The organism is Candidatus Methanoperedens sp., from assembly GCA_027460535.1.
GTDB lineage: Archaea > Halobacteriota > Methanosarcinia > Methanosarcinales > Methanoperedenaceae > Methanoperedens.
In genome coordinates this window covers 103948-121826 of record JAPZAR010000030.1, presented here as the reverse complement: position 1 = coordinate 121826, position 17879 = coordinate 103948, and the positions used below count along the sequence as shown (strand labels likewise).

Sequence of the window (17879 nt, the reverse complement as noted above, 5' to 3'; positions counted from 1 at the left end):
TCTACATTAAACTCCAATGTACATCCCCTCTTTGGAATTTGTGATTAAAATATTAATGAGGGGATGTATATAATAAATTTTGCTGCAAGTATAAAAAATAGTTAAATTTATAAGGCTAACTCATGAATTGGTAACCACCCCTATCCTGAAACAATTGAGTAAAACCAATGGTGCAATACAAAATTATGAAATTAAATGATAAAGATAAAGTCTCAATAGTAGCTGGAATCTGTTTGTTAAGCCTTGTTGTTGCGCTCAAGAATGGTTTACACGTTCCAGCAGATACTTTATCAAGAGATATTATTGTCTATATTATTGTTTATTGTGCATTTACGGTCTTTTCTCATCCTGGAAAAGAAGGGGGACGAAAATCAAATACGACAGCCCGTTCTATTGGAGTTTACTTATAATCTTAATCACAGTGCCGTTATTATGGTATATGCATTATGAAAGAGGCATTAAATCGTGATACGAAAATACAATAATCTTGATCTCGACAGGATTTACGAGATCATCAATGGTGCTGCCTGGGTATATAAAGGAATTATCCCCGCAGAATATTGGAAAGAGCCATACATGTCCAAAGAAGAACTGAGACATGAGCTGGATGAAGGAATAGTACTTTATGGCTATGAAGAAAATGGAGAACTGGTCGGTGTAATGGGTATTCAACAGAAACAAGATGTGACTCTAATAAGACATGCTTATGTGTGCCCGACCAAACAGAACCGGGGTATAGGGGAAAAATTATTATCCTATCTTCAAAAACTTACACAAGAACCCATCTTGATTGCCACATGGTTGAATGATATCAATGCGATTCGATTCTATGAAAAAAATGGGTTTAGATTGGTTCCCCTGGAGGAGGGATACGGGTTACAAAGGAAATATTGGTCAACTCCTGAACTTAAGATAAAAACATCTGTAGTTCTTGGAGATAAAAAGTGGTTCTCTAAAATTGGGTGATGTATTGAATAGGTTAATCCAATTATGAATCAAAACCCGGTTCAGGTGTGAGGCATAGAACGAACTCAAAGGAGACCGCCATATTCCTTGTTTTCAGGCATAAGCAGACGGCATGTATACCTGCATGATCAAATCTTGCCTGATCAGATAGAAAAATATCATGGAATTATTGTTGCCAAGAAAAATATACGTTTACCTCAAGACTATGCTGATATAATGGAAAGCTTTAATAGTAACAATTTATTATATAATATATTATAGGAGTTGGAGTCTATATGAAATCCCTCAATATAAAACAACTTGATGAGAAAGATGAAGAATTTGCAGAAGCACTCATTAATCTTGGGATGAACAGGAACGTTGCAAGGACGCTTGCCTATCTCAGGAATGTGAATGAAACTACAGCGATTGAACTTGAGAAAGGTGCTCGATTGCATCAACCTGAAGTCAGCGTTGCCATGAAGGAGTTAAAAGAACGCGACTGGATAATCGAGTGGGAACAAAAGAAAACGCAAGGTAAGGGCAGACCGTTTAAAATTTACTCGCTTAAAGTTGGTGCGGATAAGATAATAGCGGACTTCGAAAAAAAGCGGAATAAAGATGCAGAGATAACATTGTCAAGAATAAAACGGCTTAAGCAATTGAAACATAGCAAACCTGTTTCATCATAAATTACATCAGATCATAACGCCCACCACATGGAGTGCCTTACCCGGAGGTGTGATGGAGAAATCCTCACAGGCAGCCCCATGAGCGCCATGGAGAACAGGTATGGCCTGCTCAAATCCGGCGGGTGCGCTGCATGCGGTGAAAAGCTTTTCACGCAATGGATTCGCAGTGCATATAATAGATGGCTCTATTTATCGCCATGGAATTTATTTGCAAAATCTTTAATAGAACCTCGAACGATTGGAAACCCCATGAGACTGGTGATGAAATTCGGCGGTACTTCAGTGGGCGATGGCCCCCGTATGAAGCACGTCGCAGAACTGGTAAAGGGGTATAAAGATAATGGAAATGAGATAGTTCTTGTGACTTCAGCTCTCAGCGGCGTTACCGATTCACTCTTGAAAAGTGCTAAAGAGGCTTCAGAAACCGGGAAAACATCGGTGGTAAAGGAATTCATCGCCGACCTGACCAAGCAGCACCACCAGGCCGCACACGATGCCATTAACACAAATGGGATCGTTGAAAAAGTAACGCAGGAGATCGATTCCCGCATAGAAGAACTTGAGAAAGCACTCATTGGTATTTGCTACCTCGGTGAACTAACGGTACGTTCAATTGACTACATCTCATCCTATGGCGAACGGCTGGCTGCTCCCATCCTGTGCGGTTCACTTAACTCCATTGGAGTTAGATCCAGATCTTTTACTGGAGGGGAAGCAGGGATAATAACCACAGATGAATACGGCAATGCAAAACCTCTTGAAAAAACATATTCTCTTGTGAGGGAACGTATCGAACCCCTCCTAAGCGATAATATCCCAGTTATCACGGGTTTTATCGGGGAGAATGAAGCCGGGATCATTACAACGCTCGGCCGCGGTGGTTCGGATTTCTCGGCATCCATAATCGGGGCCGCTCTTAAAGCTGACGAGATATGGCTATGGAAGGAAGTGCATGGTATTCTCACGACCGACCCAAAGATCGTTCCTGAAGCAAGGACAATACCGGTTATTTCATATATAGAGGCAATGGAGCTTTCCTATTTCGGTGCAAAAGTACTGCATCCAAGAGCGATTGAACCTGCAATAAAGCACGGTATACCGGTAAGAGTTAAGAACACATTCGATCCCGAATCACCGGGAACCATTGTTGTGAAAGACCTGAAGCCGAGCAAGGATATCGTAAAAGCCGTTACCGTGATAAAGAACGTTGCGCTCATCAACATATCAGGAGCCGGGATGGTTGGGACGATCGGTGTGGCAGCCCGTGTGTTCACTACTCTGGCGAACGCCGGTGTAAATATCATAATGATAAGCCAGGGTTCTTCGGAGGCGAATATTTCCCTTGTCGTGGATGAAAACCATCTCGATAAAGCCGTCAAATCGATAAAATCTGAATTCAAGAACGGGACAATTAAAGAAGTGACCCACGACAGGAACATCTCTGTTGTGGCAGTTGTGGGCGCTGGCATGGCAAATACTCCTGGTGTTGCAGGGCGGGTTTTCGGGGCGCTGGGGAAAGCCGCTGTCAATGTGATAATGATAAGCCAGGGCTCATCCCAGCACAATATCTCATTCGTCGTGAGCGAAGAAGGCGCTAAAAAAGCGGTCCAGGTTCTTCATAAGGAATTTGGCCTTGATCGCGAAAAATAATCATTCATGATCGATTTCAACAGTCTTCCTTTCGGGTCAAAAATTGCTCTTATCATAGGTTTTTCCATCGGAATAGCTTCGTTTGTCCTGTTCCTCCGTTATCCGATAATCCTGATCCTCATGAAGTACAGCCCCGGATACAGGGAATTTATGAAAAGGACATTGGAGCGGAAAAAACGGAAATTATCATGAGAAAGATCATTTTCGTAACTGGTAATCCCCATAAGGTCAGGGAAGCAAATGAGATCTTGTTACCTCTTGGCATAACGATCGAGCAAAACAACTGCGGCTATCCTGAACTGCAGGAGGAAGAGCTTGAAGGTATAGCACGGTTCGGGGCAGAGTGGGCTTCGAATAAACTGAACCATGAGGTCATGGTTGATGATTCGGGATTGTTCATAGAGGCGCTTGAGGGATTCCCCGGCCCGTATTCTGCTTATGTTCTTGATACTCTCGGAAATAGGAGAATACTTAAACTGATGGAAGATGAGGTGAACAGGAAGGCCGTCTTCAGATGCGCGATAGGTTACTGCCGCCCTGGGGAGAAAGCGCTGGTTTTTTCAGGGGAAGTGGCCGGAAGAATATCTGAAGATATCCGTGGAAATGCTGGTTTTGGATACGACCCTGTATTTGAGGTGAACGGCAGGACATTTGGGGAGATGGGAGAGGATGAGAAGAACAAGTTATCTCACAGGTATCAAGCTCTCACTAAATTCGCAGAGTGGTTGAAAGTCAAGCCTTAATGCAAAAGTAAAATGAATCCATAACCAGCTATCAACTGGGAGATATGAACGGACTCGCCGCGATTCGAACGCGGGTCCGCGGGTTCGAAGCCCGCTAGGATATCCTGGCTACCCCACGAGTCCATATTTTTGACATCGGGTTTTATAGTTTAACAGGTATTAAATGTTTCTTGAAGAACTATGGTCATAACGCTGCTCTCAGATTTCGGGGATGTGTACCCTGCTTCCATGAAAGGGGTAATCCTGAGCATCAATCCGGCCGCCAGTATAGTCGACATCTCGCATTCAATTCCCAGGTACGATATACGCGCCGGAGCATTCATATTGATGTCCTGCGCGCGGTTTTTCCCATCCGGGACTGTGCATATAGCTGTGGTCGATCCCGGGGTAGGAACGGAGCGTCGTCAGATTGCAGTTAAGGCTGAATCTGATTATTTTGGAACCCATTATTTTACGGGTCCTGATAACGGTCTTCTCATCCCCGCAGCAAGGAGCATTGGGGATTTTGAGGCTTATATAATTACAAATGAGAAGCTGTTCCGTAAGAATGTGTCCGGCACATTTCATGGGAGAGATATTTTCGCGCCGGTTGGAGCGCATATCTCAAAAGGACTGGATATAAGGGCTTCAGGGGAACAGATATTTGATTATATAGATCTGGAATTTGGACAAGGAAGGAAGAAAAAAGGTGCGCTGGAGGGCATGATCATATTTATCGATTCATTCGGGAACATTGTGACAAACATATCATCCGATATCGTAGAATTCAAATATGGCGATTTGCTCGAGATCCAGGGAAGAAAGGTTCCTTTTCTTAGCTCTTATGGATTTTCTGGAACGGGAGAGCCCCTGGCATTAATTGGCAGCCATGGATTCCTTGAAATTGCGGTAAATATGGGGAATGCCGCAGCTTTTTTCAACAAAACCCTGGGTGATGAGATATTGATAAAAATCTAAGGTCGAAGCATAAATCCATTCTTGCTTCCAGTTCAGATAATTACTGTGCCGTGATCAGGCCGGAGGATTAAACCAAGAAAAATTACTTAACTCATCCTGTGAACTAAGCAGCAGATGAAACTCAGCGATTTCGAATACCATCTTCCAAAAGAGCTTATCGCACAGTCCCCGATAGAACCAAGGGATGCGTCTCGATTAATGGTGCTTGGGAAACATATCGAGCACAGATGTTTTTCGGATATCCTTGACTATTTTGAAGACGGGGATACCCTTGTTCTTAACGACTCAAGAGTCATTCCCGCAAAGCTTTCAGGCAAAAAAAGTACAGGTGGCCATGTCGAGGCTCTGGTGGTGAGTAGAAGTGGTCCTGGATACGAGTGCCTGGTTCAGGGCAAGAATATCCGCGAAGGGACGAAATTGAATTTTGGTGAGCTTGAGGCAAAGGTCCTTGAAGTCGTACATAATCCGAACTCTAACAGGTATCTATTGGAATTCAATTGCAACGGGAACCTGCATGAAATCCTTGATAAAATAGGGGATGCACCTCTTCCTCCCTATATCAAGATAAAACTTGAGGACAGGAACCGCTATCAAACGGTGTATTCAAAAGAAAAAGGCTCGATAGCGGCGCCCACTGCCGGCCTTCATTTTACGAACGGTTTGCTGGAGAAGATTGCGGAAAAAGGAGTTAATGTCGCCTATATCACGCTTCATGTAGGTCTTGGGACATTCACCCCCGTTAAGGCTGAAAATATCGAAACACATGTCATGGAACCGGAATATGTTTCTGTCAGCCCTGAAAATGCAGAACTGATAAATGAGAACAAGGGAAAGCTGATAGCTGCCGGGACTACCACTGTAAAGGCACTTGAAAGTGCATGTGCGGATGGCAAAATCTACCCCATGGAAGGGTTCAGCCAGCTTTTCATCTATCCCTCCTACAGGTTCAGGTCAGGAATTGACGCATTAATAACAAACTTCCATCTCCCTAAATCCACATTATTGATGCTCGTGAGCGCGTTTGCAGGCAGGGAAAGGCTGATGGCTGCTTATGATGAAGCCATATCGCATTCATATAGGTTCTACAGTTTCGGCGATTCAATGCTGGTTTTCAGGTAATCATGTTCGAATTGGTCCACACAGACAAGAACACGTGCGCAAGGGTCGGCAAGCTCAAAACGAACCACGGGATTGCAGATACTCCGGCATTCATGCCGGTAGCCACTAAGGCTACTGTCAAGACTCTTATCCCGGAGGAACTCTATGCTATGGATACACAGGTGCTTATCAGCAACGCTTTTCACCTTTTTCTTGCTCCTGGTATGGAGGTTATCAGGAGAGCCGGAGGACTGCATAAATTCATGCACTGGGAACGAGCCATATTCACAGATAGCGGTGGTTTCCAGATGATACGCAAGGACTTCCCTTTCAAGATAACCGATGATGGAATAACTTACAAAAATCCTCGTGACGGAAAGAAATACTCATACACACCGGAAATATGCCTTGAAAACCAGAAGATTTTGGAAAGCGATGTCGCCATGATACTGGATGAATGCCCTGCATATGGGAGTGATTATAGCGCAGTGGGGGCTTCTGTCGAGCGTACGATCCGATGGGCGAAAAAGGCAAAAGGAGTACAGAAAAACGAGAACCAGCTATTTTTTGCAATACTTCAGGGAGGTACCTTTGCAGATCTTCGGAAAAAATGCGCAGAGGAGCTTGTGGAGATGGATTTTGATGGATACGGGATAGGAGGGCTTTCAATCGGTGAGCCGAAGGAATTAATGAATGATGTGTTGAAACACAGCATACCTTTAGTTCCTGAAAATAAGCCGCGCTACCTTATGGGCGTGGGTTCACCCGTGGAACTGCTTGAGGCTATAGAATCCGGTGTGGACATTTTTGACAGCGCCTATCCCACGAGGAACGCCAGACACCAGACCCTGATGACAGGAAGGGGAAATATAGACATAGCCCGTGGGAAATTTGCCATGGATTTTGCGCCTGTTGATGAGGAATGTGGATGCTACACATGCAGGAACTACACAAGGGCGTATCTGCACCATCTTTTTAAGGGATCTGAACTTCTGGCGCTGCGTCTGGCATCCATCCACAACCTTTTCTTCATGCAAAAAATTGTGAAATCCGCGAGAGATGCAATACTTGAGGATGGGTTTATCGAGTACAAGAGATGTATTACCTCTGATTTTAAAACGCCTTGTGTACCTGTATCATCTATGCTGCCGGTACGGAAAAATACTGGTTTTTAGCTTTCAGCAATGATCTCAATTTAACACCCAATTCGCGTATCTCAATTGGTTTGCTCACGAAATCGTCTGCACCGGCCTCTATGGCTTTCATTTTGTCCTCATGCTCTTTCAAGGCCGTTATCATCACGACGGGTATGGACTTCGTCTTATTGCTGCTCTTAAGGTTCTTACAAACCGAATAACCGTTCATATTCGGCATCATTACGTCTAATAGTATAAGGTCAGGCAAGGTTTTTTCCACCTTGATCAAAGCCTCTATCCCGCTGGATGCTTTAATGACTTCGTAATCCTTTGAAAGGATCCCTTCCATCAATTCAATGTTCAACGGCTCATCATCCACAATAAGTACTTTTTGCTTTTTCATGTTTTCACTTCCTCTTTTATTTTTACTATTTTTAAAATGTCCATTTGATCCATTCTTAGTGTGCCTTTCCATCAACAAAACTTCCGATCTCGGTCAATATAAACATCAAAATCAAGTATGCCAGTATTAACGCTCCGGGTTCAGTCGGGATTTGGCCTGCCATAGCTGTAATGTTGGCATTCACTGCCATCAGCCCGCCAACGGTAATGGCAATTAAGAACCCATTAACGGTCCAGTACATATTGGGGGAATTGAGCTGAACAATATAAGTTGCAGCAAGAATTATGAAAGTAAGCCACATCTTGCCGGTCATTACACCCTCAATACCCCGGGCCATGAATAAAATCCTCACGATAGGGTTTGCCTCCATACCGATCCCTTTTGAGTTCATCATCAGCGCGCCTGTTATACCATCACCTATTCCAAAAGCAAGGAAGGCCGTAAGATAAAGGATATGCTGTAGCTTGATCTTCTTCATTGCAAGGATTATTAGCAGCCTTATAATATCAATGAGGTCGGTGGTTACGCCCTTCTGAGTATCTGCCAAGATGATCGTCTCCTGAAGAATTAAGCTTCAGCCAATCAAACAGTTACACAACAGAATATTGCGAATTGCTACAAGAGTTGGTAAATTCCGGGAGATAATGTGCATAATCCGGTAATATGGACCTAAGAATTGTAATTGAAAATATGAGGTGCCAAAATCCTGGTCTCATCCGATTCTGCAAATGTCAGGTAATAACTAAAGTTATTTTTATTACATATTTAAAAAATTTAAGATGAAAAAGTTATTAAGCAATTAATAATTATAATGATAATAATGAAAAGGGAAGATAAAGAGACTGATAGATTTCTCCGCCTCTGTTCATTCTGGTTTGATTGCACATGATTCTCAGGAAAAACATCTCTCTAAATGAAGAATATCTGGGAAAACTTGAACCACTGATGCAAAAGCACAATGGAAATCTCAGCGCGGTCATACGCGAGGTGATCGATCTCGCCGATGCTGCATTCCAGGATCCCGATTCCGTCAAAAGACTCATTTCGGGTTTAAGAAAGGAGCAAAACCTGACATCATCAACCCTTATATGGGCCCTAAAAAATCTTACAGGCAGGCTTCCCGATGATGAGACTGTTAACAATATCATCGGTGATTCAATTTCCTCCCTTTCTCTTCTGGAAAAGCGCTTGAATGAACTTGGAAGTGAGATCTATTGGGATTCGTCCATTAAGATCAGTTATGATAATGACTTTCAACCCGGAAGCGCCAGTGTGTCCATAACAGGAAAGAACCCTGATATTTCAAGGTTTCTGGCCGCTATCATTGCTGAATTCTCCGCAAAGAAATATGATTTAGGCGTATCAAAAATTCGAAACGCAAATGGCTCATTTGAAATGAACCTGATAAAAGGCGAAAATGGTTGGGCCAATAAAAGCGTAGCCGAGAATTTCGGGTACCTGGATTTTGCTTTAGCTGAATTGCAGAAAAAACACGATTTCTGGAACATAATAATACCCCTTTATGCAAGGATGAACTATGATATGGTGGCAATACCTGGGCAGCTTTTTGAAGAAATACTGGCAGGAAAAACCGCGCCTAAACTATCGATCTGCATTGAGCGGTTTTGCGGTTGTCCCATAAATCAGATCCCGCCCGAAGAATTATTGAAAAAAATCACGGTCCTCTATAAATCCACGGGTTTGATCCAGGACATGACCATAGATAAGGAATCTATAATACTACACCATGGGCTCTCCGACACCGATGCCATAAAAAAACTGGCCGACATGTTTGTTGAATTATTAAGCTCAAATGGTCATACATATAGTTCTACAATTGGTGAGAACCTTATAGTTCTCAAGCAGCTTCCCGAAATGGGCAAGATACTGCTACGAATGGTAGAGGACTTTAAAGCCAGGGATGAGTCAGGTACAGATTATCATAAAGACCTCCTGAAAATGTTAAATATGCTGAAGAATGTCCCATCGAATGAGGATTTCATAAAATCGCTTGGCGGCAAATTTGGCAAGAAAATAATACAGGATTACGAAAAAGAAAGAAAAATTGACGTCTGGGATGCTGCCATATTTTTGAAATACATGCAAGAGATGAGCACTGTCCTATCCCAGGAATCAAAATGGTCAAGCGTGAGCGAGAATGTCATCTGTGGTAAAATTGCCTCTTGCCATCTGGCAAAAGGTGATGCCAAGAACGATAATATCAATTGTACTTTCATAAAGGGATTATATGATGAATGGATTTCCCATGCTTTTGGGAAGCAGATTGAAAGAGTCCATACAATGTCGCAAACTACAGCTTCTGAAAACGAATTTTGTGAGATCTATGTCGCTTTCAAATTATCAAAATAAAGGTTGGCGGGGAAAAAAAATTGATATAGGGATGGATAGGAGACTATCGCCAACCTCTAACCACAATTATGCTGCACAAATGGATAATGAATGTTGAGAATAAAAATGCTAACAAACAAGTTGAATGAAGAGGACGGAGATCAATGGCTAGAACAAACCACATATTGACAGTGCTGATTATCATAGTTTCGATGCTGCTCATTGGGGATGTCATCGAAGCATACATGTCTGTTTCCCATTTAGTAAGCAACTATTTTGAAGTCGCAACACAGCTTTTACCAATAGTTCTGGCCTTTTCAATTTTTGCCATAAACTGGTTGGCATATAGCAAAAGCAGGGACAACCATTCGCTTTTCCTTGGAGCAACATTCTTGGTCATAGGGATATTTGACCTGTTCAATATGCTTTCTTACCCGTACATGCCGGATTTTGTCACACCTAACTCCGCGGTGAAGGCAGAAATGTTCTGGGCTGAGGCAAGAATCATCTCTTCGATTTTATTTCTTGCTAGTGTGTATATTTATAAAGATGCATTTCCAAAGATGATTAACAAACCCGTCATTTTTACATGTGCCGTGGCTTTGCCATTAATATCTATGGCTCTTATATTTCTATACCCATCCTATCTGCCCAGGATGCATAACCTGGATGGGGGCCTTTCCACTGCAGGGATAATGATATTGGTAGTATCTGGATCGTTGATCGTATATACGATCTACCTATACATACTAAAACTTCAGAAAACCGGACAGACCAGTATTATTTGTCTAATATACGGTCTGGTTATCATTGTTTTCAGTAATTCAGTATATCTCTTTTATGATTATTCAGGGCACTTGCTAAAAGCCGCTGGATTTTATTTTATATATTTTGCCCTTTTTAAATCTTCGATACAACAGCCGTATGAAAAGATAGCTGACGCAGAACACAAGCTTCGCTATGTTGCAGAGGAGAGGTATAGGAACCTGTTTGATAATGCCAATGATGCAATCATAATAACCGATATTGGGGAAAATATCACATCCTGGAATAGGAGCGCTGAAACCATTTTCGGATGGACGTCCGAAGAAGTAACAGGAAAAAGCCTATCGCCATTGATAGTCCCCTCACACCTTCAGTCAGAAAGGCAACGCATAATAGGCAATGTCCTGTCAGGAGGAGCTGTAGCTGGATTTGACACTGTACGACTGCGAAAGGATGGAAATAGCATAAATGTAAGCATGACTATTTCTCCCATTCGGGATTCAGATGAGAAAATAGCCGGGCTCTCAAGCATAATAAGGGATATTACTGAGCGTAAAAAAGCCGAGGAGGCGCTCCAGGAGAGTGAAGATCGCTTCCGCAGACTTGTAGAGCTTTCTCCTGATGCTATAGCTATTCATAGCTCTGGCAATATCATTTTCATAAACGCCGCCGGAGCCCAGCTTCTGGGTGCAACCGATCCTGGACAGCTCCTTGGAAGACCAATAATGGATTTTATTTATCCTGACCACCAGGAGATTGCGGAAAAACGATATCGGATGATAATAGATGATGGAAATGAGGCACCTCTGAAAGAAGTGAAATTTGTCAGGATAGACGGAACGGTAATCGATGTTGAAGAGGTAGCAATTCCATTCACATATCAAGGAAATCCTGCCGTACAGATGGTCATCCACGATATCACAGAGCGCAAGAGAGCTGATGAGCAGATAAGGTCATCCCTTGCAGAAAAAGAAGTTCTTCTTCGAGAAATCCATCATCGTGTCAAGAACAATATGCAGATCATCTCAAGTCTATTGAGCCTCCAGTCAGAATCCACCAAGGATAACAATGTTATCGAAATGTTCAAAGAAAGCCGCAACAGGATCATTTCAATGTCCCTTATCCATGAGAAGCTGTATCAATCCAATAATTTCTCAAAAATTGATCTTCGGGGATATGTAAATGATCTGGTAAGCGGTCTGTATCAGTCATACGGGACAAATGCAGCCAAGATCAAGCCTATAGTTGATGTGGAGGATGTATCGCTCGCTATAGATTCTGCCATTCCATGCGGATTGATCATCAACGAGCTTGTATCGAATTCATTGAAATATGCCTTCCCTGGAGACAGAACAGGGGAAATAAAAATTGTCCTTCGCTCATCAGGTGACAAATCTATTGAACTTGTGGTGAGCGATACGGGAATCGGTATCCCTAAAGACATGGAACTTAAAGATGTTAAATCACTGGGATTGCACATGGTCACGATACTGGCTGAAAACCAGCTTCATGGTAAGATAAATCTCATGCGCGACAATGGAACAGAATTTCAAATCAAGTTTAGAGGTGAGAATTGATGGCGGGAACACAGATAATGATAGTTGAAGATGAAGTCATTGTTGGAGAAGACATCAAGAGAAGTCTAATCAATCTGGGATATCATGTCCCTTCAATAGTGTCTTCAGGAGAGGATGCTATCCGAAAGGTAGAGGAGAATAGTCCGGACCTGGTGTTGATGGATATTTTGCTCCATGGTGAAATGGACGGAATTGAAACCGCAAGCCAAATACGTTCTCTTTTTAATATTCCGGTTGTATATCTGACCGCCTATTCAGATGAAAAAATCCTTGAACGTGCAAAGGTTACAGAGCCTTTTGGGTATATAATCAAACCCTTCAAAGAACGGGAATTACAGATAAATATCGAGATCGCGCTGTATAAACACAAAATGGAAGGGAAATTAAAGGCGAGCAGGGCATGGTATTACGTTACGTTAAAGAGCATCAGCGATGCCGTGATCGCCACAGACCCGAAGGGTTGCGTCCTGTTTATGAATCCAACTGCTCAGTCCATGACCGGATGGTCTCTTGATGAAGCAAAAGAGAAGCCTCTTAAAGATGTTTTCGATATTATAACTGAAAAACCTGATGATAAAATGGATCAGACTGTATTGATCAGAAAAAACAAAACCATGATACCGATTGAAAGCAGCGGCGACACCATCAAAGACGAGATAGGAAATATCATCGGCATTGTCCTTATATTTCGCAAAATTAAGGAAGGAAAAATTAGTGCGTGAACTTATTTTAACTTAAGATATCGTTCTTTTTCACTGAAAATACATCCGCAGTATTTTTGCATGTAAAGCTCAAGTCCCTTTGCCATTTCACGAGATTCTCTGTAACCATCCCTGAAATCTTCATAATAGAACTCAATGCTGTGTTCATCCGCAGCCTTCTCTCCCGCGTGTACAAGCATATCATGCTTCTGGTAGGGAGATATCAAAAGTGTGGTAGTGAAAGCAGAAAATCCCAGTAAGACTGCTGTTCTTGCCGCTTCACCTAGCCGGGAGGTATAGCAGAAAGTGCATCTGTCATCTGCCGCAAGGGCACCGCGAAGATAGCTTTCAAGGTCGTAATCATCCCTGTAGATTATCCGGGTTCCCTTCAGTTCCGCATATTTCTCAAGTGAACCCATCCTGTTTCTATATTCTGAATAAGGGTGTATATTGGGATTATAAAAAAAACCTGTCACCTCATGCCCTTCCTCAATCAACCGTTTGTGAGGATACGTAAAGCAGGGCGCACAGCAGATATGGACAAGTATTTGCATATATCAGGATTATGTGCCCCTTGGCTTAATCTTTATGTGTAATAAAAAAAGGGTAAACGCGAACGCGTTTACCTTATATCGAATCGGAGAAAGAAATATCCGCATTTGAGTCGGCGACCAGGGAATCCATCATTGTGAGGTCATTCTCTGTCCCGAACTGGTCTTCTCCTGGAGCCGCTGGTGTTCCCGTGGGCGCTACCGTTGCGCCGGCCGGGGACACTGAAGTCTCGACAGGCGGTACAGGAGCATTTGTGGATGTTTGCTTGTTGCCAACACAGCCCAGGGCCGAAGCTGCGACCACGAGCACAATTAAGATGTATATTGCTTTCATTTCTTAATCTCCATTTTCCTGCCTGAAAGGGATGTCAGTGTGCTGCCTGAAAGTGTCTGGGTCGGTGTTCCTGTAACCGTGGTTCCCGGCACGCCCTCACCGGACTTGCCCGTTCCGTCAACTGTGGCTTTGTTGCCTGCCAGTTTTCTGAAATCTCTGACGAACTCTATCAGTTGCCTGCTTGCAGCTCTCAGGTCTTTGATGGTTTCTCTTTGCGATTTATCGACCTGCAGCATGAATGCTGCTGCATCCTTGCTGTTTGTAACCGTGCCGTTGGGTGCAAATCCATTGGGGTTCGCAAGCAATACGGCAGTTGCCTGCTCACTGTTTTCTGCATTGTTCATTGAATTCTTGAAATTCGCTTCATCGGTCTCAAGTTTGGTTGTATCCTTCCCCTGTGATTTCATTTTCTGGATTGCCGCATCCAGTCTTGCCGTGGCATTATTTCCCTTTGTAATGAAATTGTTTATCCTTTCGTTGAGTATCAGTCCGAAATAGTAACGCGTTTCGAGCCTGATGGTGTTCCACTGCTCCTTTAAGGCCTTATTGGCGTCTTTCAGTTCCTGCATGGTACTGGCCTGCTGTACATTCGTTCGTATCTGTTGCAGCTGGGCAATATGGCCATCGATAATTGCAACCGCATCGGTTGGGATCGCTCCTTTATCTGTTTGATTTTGCGCCCTGGTTTTCAGGACTTCAAGATTTGCAATGGCATGATCTATCGCATTTTCAAGATAATCCTGGGTTTTCTGATTGAGCTCTTCCTGGGATTTATTATCTTTTGCATTCTTGAGCTGTGCATAAGCTTTGTCGAAAGATTGCTTTGCTACCTCGAATTTATCTCTTGTTTCCTCGTATCTCTGCTTTTGTATCTGGTATTGACCCTTTGCTATTTGTTCCCCGGACGACTGGGCTGCCGCAATTCCGGAGAACATGCTCAGTATGAACAACGCCGCAATGAGGGATGTTAATATACTGAGCCCTTTTCTATTTTTCATTTTTTAGTCCTCCTTCTTATTTTTACAATCGCTGGATTATCTTGCGATTGGGTACCCAATACTATAATGACTGGATAGATAAATATACTTTTATGCGATAGAAAAATTAAGTTTTTTAAACCATGATAATCCTTTACAAACCTTTATAAATGCTCTTTTTGCTTTATAATAAACTATATATACTTTATTTTAAAATTAGAATATGTGCGAACGAAACGATGGTTATTCCTTCTCATCTTGCTGTCAACCACTCTCATTATCCATGCACATGCAGCAAGAGTGTACGGAACCATCTACGAATGGTCTGATTTTGAAAAACCTTTTAAAAATACAATAGTTGAACTTCTTGACAATTCCACACGTGTTCAGGTCAATGTTTCGACAACAGGCATGTATTCTTTTGACAGACTTGCCCCGGGCAATTACACGATCAAGGCCAGATACTTCCATAACAACATCCTTGAATATGAAGGCGAAGAGAATCTCCTGATAACCGGTACAGATGTATCCGAAGACTTCAATATAGATCTTCTGCTTTTCCCACCGATCGATTCGGAGTACGAATATCTCGGCGATATGAATCTTACTTCTGACTTGGATAGAAAAAGTGGAAGTAATACATATACCTACATTATAATAATCGTTATTTTGATTGGTTCTGCCTTATCAATTTTTTTCTGGATCAGGAAAAAAAGGCATGGGGAACGAATTGTACACGAACCCGGAGCACAATTGGCTGAAAAATCCATAGAAACCAAAAAGATCGACCTTCCTGAAGACCTCAGCAATATCTATGATACCATAATAAAAATGGGGGGAAGAACGACCCAGAAAGAGTTGAGGAAAAAATCTGCCTTTTCCGAAGCAAAGGTCAGTCTGATGCTGGACGATCTGGAAAGCAGAGGATTGGTTAAAAAAATAAGAAAAGGCCGCTCTAACATAATATTAGCTGAAAATCAAAAATAGCGCTTGCTACTTTTCAAGAACGCATATCCGCCTTGTAAGACTCCTGTGCACTCTCTGCTGGTGAACCTCGACAATTGTGAAACCCGCCTCTATCGCGAAATCATCCACCGGACGTTCCGAAATAAAAACTGCCCTTTTTTCTTTCTTCAAAACCCTGTGTATCTCTCTTAATGAAGATAGAAGCAGGTGCTGAAGCGATTCTGCTTTGATAGCCGCTGACCTGCCGTATGGTGGATCGGTGACAACCGCATCCACGCTCTCATCGCGGAGCGCGAGGCGGCACGCATCCTGGTACATAAGAGAATAACTGACATTATAATAGTCCAGGTTCATTTTGGCGCCTAGCAGCAATTTTCTCTGCATATCCCCTCCGATCACTTCCATACCAGCAAGCCCTGCCTCAACGAGTATGCCTCCTGTCCCGCAGAAAGGATCGAACAAATTCCCATCCGGCCTTGCTATGTTCACAAGGGCACGGGCAACCCTCGGCATCAGGACGCCGGGATAAAAAAACGGCTTATAATGGGGTTTTCTGGCATCGTAAGCCCCCCTGTCAATCGAGCCGGCAATATATCCGAAAACGCTTTTATCTTCTGTGAGAAGTATCCTGAACTGTAATTCTGGATTTCTAAGGTCGGCACGAGCCCCTCTCCTGTAAAAAATCCCACCCAATCGCTGCTCCATCAATTCCGTATTTATCCCGGAGTATTCTCTCACACGCTTGACCCGGATACTGTATGTCCCATTAAAGTCTATGAACGATCTATTCACAGATTCTACAATATCTTCCTCACCCGGCCCGCCTATGTTCAGGACTTTGATGATATGATGGGTCATCGAGAGCCTTTTTGAGAGAATTTCAATGATTTTATCGGCATTATTTTTCAGGTCGATTATCAAACAAGCATCGAGTGCGAGATGAATCTGAAAATCAGCTTTCAATGCTCCAAGGCACGCAATAACCTCAGATCCCGGAATGGTTCTGTGCTCACCTGAAAGTTCAAAAGCCAGCAACATATGGCATCTATACGGTCATGCTTTCCTTAAATTCTCTGAGCATTTCAGCCATAACCCCATGCCATAAGAATTGCTCCCCGAGATTCTCAGAGATTACTTTTTTGGCGTAAGCATCCTCAACCCATGTTATTTCCTGGTACTCGATATTTTTGAAAACAAGCCCGTACGCCGGAGCTGGCTCAAGACCTTCACTGAACTCTGCCGGATCGAGCATCTGTTCAAGCCACGCAATATCCCTTGACCCGCAGCCAATCATTTTCATAGCTGTTGCTATTTTTCTTACCATATGCCAGAGAAAATAGTTTGCGCTTATCTCCATGATCGTGAATTCCCGTTCCACTCTCATCTTTATCTTTTCTATTTTGCATACGTTCGTCCTTTCCTTATCCGGGGTGGCAAAATTGGAGAAATCATGCACACCTTTCAGGAGCTTTGATGCGTTCCGAAGAACGGATATATTATATTTCCCGCACATGATATACTTGTATTCCCGGTTCAGGGCATCCCGGCGCGGGTCAAAATCCGATGGGACCTCTGCTCTTGCCCATGTCCAGATCGTAGATGGAAGGTTACTGTTGATGGCCCTTGGTATTGCAACATCGGGATTATCGGTATCGAATGCTATCACCTGGCCGAGCGCGTGAACACCTTTGTCGGTCCGCCCCGCCGCAATATAGTTGGCTTCATGAGGATTTTCTATTATGTCTGCCTCTTCAAGCGCCCTGAAAATTTCCCCTTCAATGGTTTTTACATCGGGCTGGACCTGAAAACCGTGATAGTCATTGCCGACGTAGGCAACTTTTAGAGCAATCCGCATATATTTTAAATTGATTCGTTGATATATAAATATTGCTAAAAAACTGAATATCTCCTGCAGCCTTTAGTCTGCATTGTTTTTCAGTTCCGTTAAATATCCCAAAGAATCGCAGAAAAATACACAAATATTATCATGTTTTGAATCCTCTAAGAAAACCAATGTGGATACACGTAGATGAAC

The 17879-nt window shown here is 43.0% G+C and carries 21 protein-coding genes and 1 tRNA gene; 13 read left to right on the top strand and 9 right to left on the bottom strand.

Annotation, left to right across the window (positions count from 1 at the left end; genetic code table 11):
• Positions 1–185: 185 nt before the first annotated feature.
• The 3 genes from O8C65_14225 (at position 186) to O8C65_14215 (ending at position 1637) form a co-directional block, all read left to right on the top strand.
• A complete protein-coding gene (locus O8C65_14225; protein MCZ7358077.1) occupies positions 186–410 on the top strand; it encodes a hypothetical protein in 225 nt (74 codons plus the stop codon).
• A 55-nt stretch (positions 411–465) separates the two neighbouring features.
• A complete protein-coding gene (locus tag O8C65_14220) occupies positions 466–966 on the top strand; it encodes a GNAT family N-acetyltransferase (protein MCZ7358076.1) in 501 nt (166 codons plus the stop codon).
• A 275-nt stretch (positions 967–1241) separates the two neighbouring features.
• On the top strand, positions 1242–1637 hold the full coding sequence (locus tag O8C65_14215) for a transcriptional regulator protein (GenBank protein ID MCZ7358075.1): 396 nt from the start codon (positions 1242–1244) through the stop codon (positions 1635–1637).
• A 6-nt stretch (positions 1638–1643) separates the two neighbouring features.
• On the opposite strand, the gene O8C65_14210 is transcribed toward O8C65_14215, so the two are convergent.
• The gene (locus O8C65_14210; GenBank protein ID MCZ7358074.1) at positions 1644–1793 is read right to left on the bottom strand and encodes a hypothetical protein; all 150 of its coding nucleotides are present in this window, start codon (positions 1791–1793) and stop codon (positions 1644–1646) included.
• 93 nt (positions 1794–1886) lie between these two features.
• Between O8C65_14210 and O8C65_14205 the strand changes: the two genes are divergently transcribed.
• From O8C65_14205 to O8C65_14195, 3 genes are read left to right on the top strand one after another with little or no spacing between them, the layout of a single operon-like run.
• Positions 1887–3287: an aspartate kinase gene (locus O8C65_14205; GenBank protein MCZ7358073.1), complete on the top strand. Its 1401-nt coding sequence runs from the start codon at positions 1887–1889 to the stop codon at positions 3285–3287.
• A gap of 6 nt (positions 3288–3293) precedes the next feature.
• Complete coding sequence (locus tag O8C65_14200) at positions 3294–3479, top strand: hypothetical protein (protein ID MCZ7358072.1); 186 nt, start codon at positions 3294–3296, stop codon at positions 3477–3479.
• Positions 3476–4030, top strand: a complete 555-nt coding sequence (locus O8C65_14195; protein MCZ7358071.1) for an XTP/dITP diphosphatase — start codon at positions 3476–3478, stop codon at positions 4028–4030. The genes O8C65_14200 and O8C65_14195 overlap by 4 nt, the downstream gene beginning before the upstream one ends.
• Positions 4031–4079: 49 nt before the next feature.
• On the opposite strand, the gene O8C65_14190 is transcribed toward O8C65_14195, so the two are convergent.
• A tRNA-Arg gene (locus tag O8C65_14190) sits at positions 4080–4153 on the bottom strand.
• A 57-nt stretch (positions 4154–4210) separates the two neighbouring features.
• Here O8C65_14190 and O8C65_14185 point away from each other — a divergent pair.
• The 3 genes from O8C65_14185 (at position 4211) to tgt (ending at position 7260) form a co-directional block, all read left to right on the top strand.
• On the top strand, positions 4211–4987 hold the full coding sequence (locus tag O8C65_14185; protein ID MCZ7358070.1) for an S-adenosyl-l-methionine hydroxide adenosyltransferase family protein: 777 nt from the start codon (positions 4211–4213) through the stop codon (positions 4985–4987).
• A gap of 114 nt (positions 4988–5101) precedes the next feature.
• Positions 5102–6106, top strand: coding sequence for a tRNA preQ1(34) S-adenosylmethionine ribosyltransferase-isomerase QueA (gene queA / locus O8C65_14180; GenBank protein ID MCZ7358069.1), 1005 nt, complete (start codon positions 5102–5104; stop codon positions 6104–6106).
• A gap of 2 nt (positions 6107–6108) precedes the next feature.
• Complete coding sequence (gene tgt / locus O8C65_14175) at positions 6109–7260, top strand: tRNA guanosine(34) transglycosylase Tgt (GenBank protein MCZ7358068.1); 1152 nt, start codon at positions 6109–6111, stop codon at positions 7258–7260.
• On the opposite strand, the gene O8C65_14170 is transcribed toward tgt, so the two are convergent.
• Both O8C65_14170 and O8C65_14165 read right to left on the bottom strand, forming a co-directional pair.
• Positions 7226–7624, bottom strand: a complete 399-nt coding sequence (locus O8C65_14170) for a response regulator (protein MCZ7358067.1) — start codon at positions 7622–7624, stop codon at positions 7226–7228. The two genes, tgt and O8C65_14170, sit on opposite strands and share 35 nt — an antisense overlap.
• Positions 7625–7679: 55 nt before the next feature.
• Complete coding sequence (locus O8C65_14165) at positions 7680–8171, bottom strand: hypothetical protein (protein MCZ7358066.1); 492 nt, start codon at positions 8169–8171, stop codon at positions 7680–7682.
• 332 nt (positions 8172–8503) lie between these two features.
• Between O8C65_14165 and O8C65_14160 the strand changes: the two genes are divergently transcribed.
• The 3 genes from O8C65_14160 to O8C65_14150 all read left to right on the top strand — a co-directional run bounded on the left by O8C65_14160 (position 8504) and on the right by O8C65_14150 (position 13037).
• Positions 8504–9994 (top strand): hypothetical protein, encoded by a 1491-nt coding sequence (locus tag O8C65_14160; protein MCZ7358065.1) that lies wholly within the window; start codon positions 8504–8506, stop codon positions 9992–9994.
• Between the two features lie 143 nt (positions 9995–10137).
• Entirely contained in the window at positions 10138–12315 is a 2178-nt protein-coding gene (locus O8C65_14155) for a PAS domain S-box protein (protein MCZ7358064.1), read from the top strand.
• The gene (locus O8C65_14150; protein MCZ7358063.1) at positions 12315–13037 is read left to right on the top strand and encodes a response regulator; all 723 of its coding nucleotides are present in this window, start codon (positions 12315–12317) and stop codon (positions 13035–13037) included. Before O8C65_14155 ends, O8C65_14150 begins: the two co-directional genes overlap by 1 nt.
• Before the next feature lie 2 nt (positions 13038–13039).
• Here O8C65_14150 and O8C65_14145 read toward each other — a convergent pair whose 3' ends face one another.
• The 3 genes from O8C65_14145 to O8C65_14135 form a co-directional block, all read right to left on the bottom strand.
• A complete protein-coding gene (locus O8C65_14145) occupies positions 13040–13570 on the bottom strand; it encodes an epoxyqueuosine reductase QueH (GenBank protein ID MCZ7358062.1) in 531 nt (176 codons plus the stop codon).
• 73 nt (positions 13571–13643) lie between these two features.
• Complete coding sequence (locus O8C65_14140) at positions 13644–13901, bottom strand: hypothetical protein (protein MCZ7358061.1); 258 nt, start codon at positions 13899–13901, stop codon at positions 13644–13646.
• Complete coding sequence (locus O8C65_14135) at positions 13898–14899, bottom strand: hypothetical protein (GenBank protein ID MCZ7358060.1); 1002 nt, start codon at positions 14897–14899, stop codon at positions 13898–13900. The genes O8C65_14140 and O8C65_14135 overlap by 4 nt, the downstream gene beginning before the upstream one ends.
• Positions 14900–15103: 204 nt before the next feature.
• Between O8C65_14135 and O8C65_14130 the strand changes: the two genes are divergently transcribed.
• On the top strand, positions 15104–15865 hold the full coding sequence (locus O8C65_14130; GenBank protein ID MCZ7358059.1) for a hypothetical protein: 762 nt from the start codon (positions 15104–15106) through the stop codon (positions 15863–15865).
• A 6-nt stretch (positions 15866–15871) separates the two neighbouring features.
• Here the strand turns inward: O8C65_14130 and O8C65_14125 are convergent, their stop codons facing one another.
• The gene (locus O8C65_14125) at positions 15872–16882 is read right to left on the bottom strand and encodes a TRM11 family methyltransferase (GenBank protein MCZ7358058.1); all 1011 of its coding nucleotides are present in this window, start codon (positions 16880–16882) and stop codon (positions 15872–15874) included.
• 7 nt (positions 16883–16889) lie between these two features.
• The gene (gene truA / locus O8C65_14120; GenBank protein ID MCZ7358057.1) at positions 16890–17699 is read right to left on the bottom strand and encodes a tRNA pseudouridine(38-40) synthase TruA; all 810 of its coding nucleotides are present in this window, start codon (positions 17697–17699) and stop codon (positions 16890–16892) included.
• Positions 17700–17879: the final 180 nt, after the last annotated feature.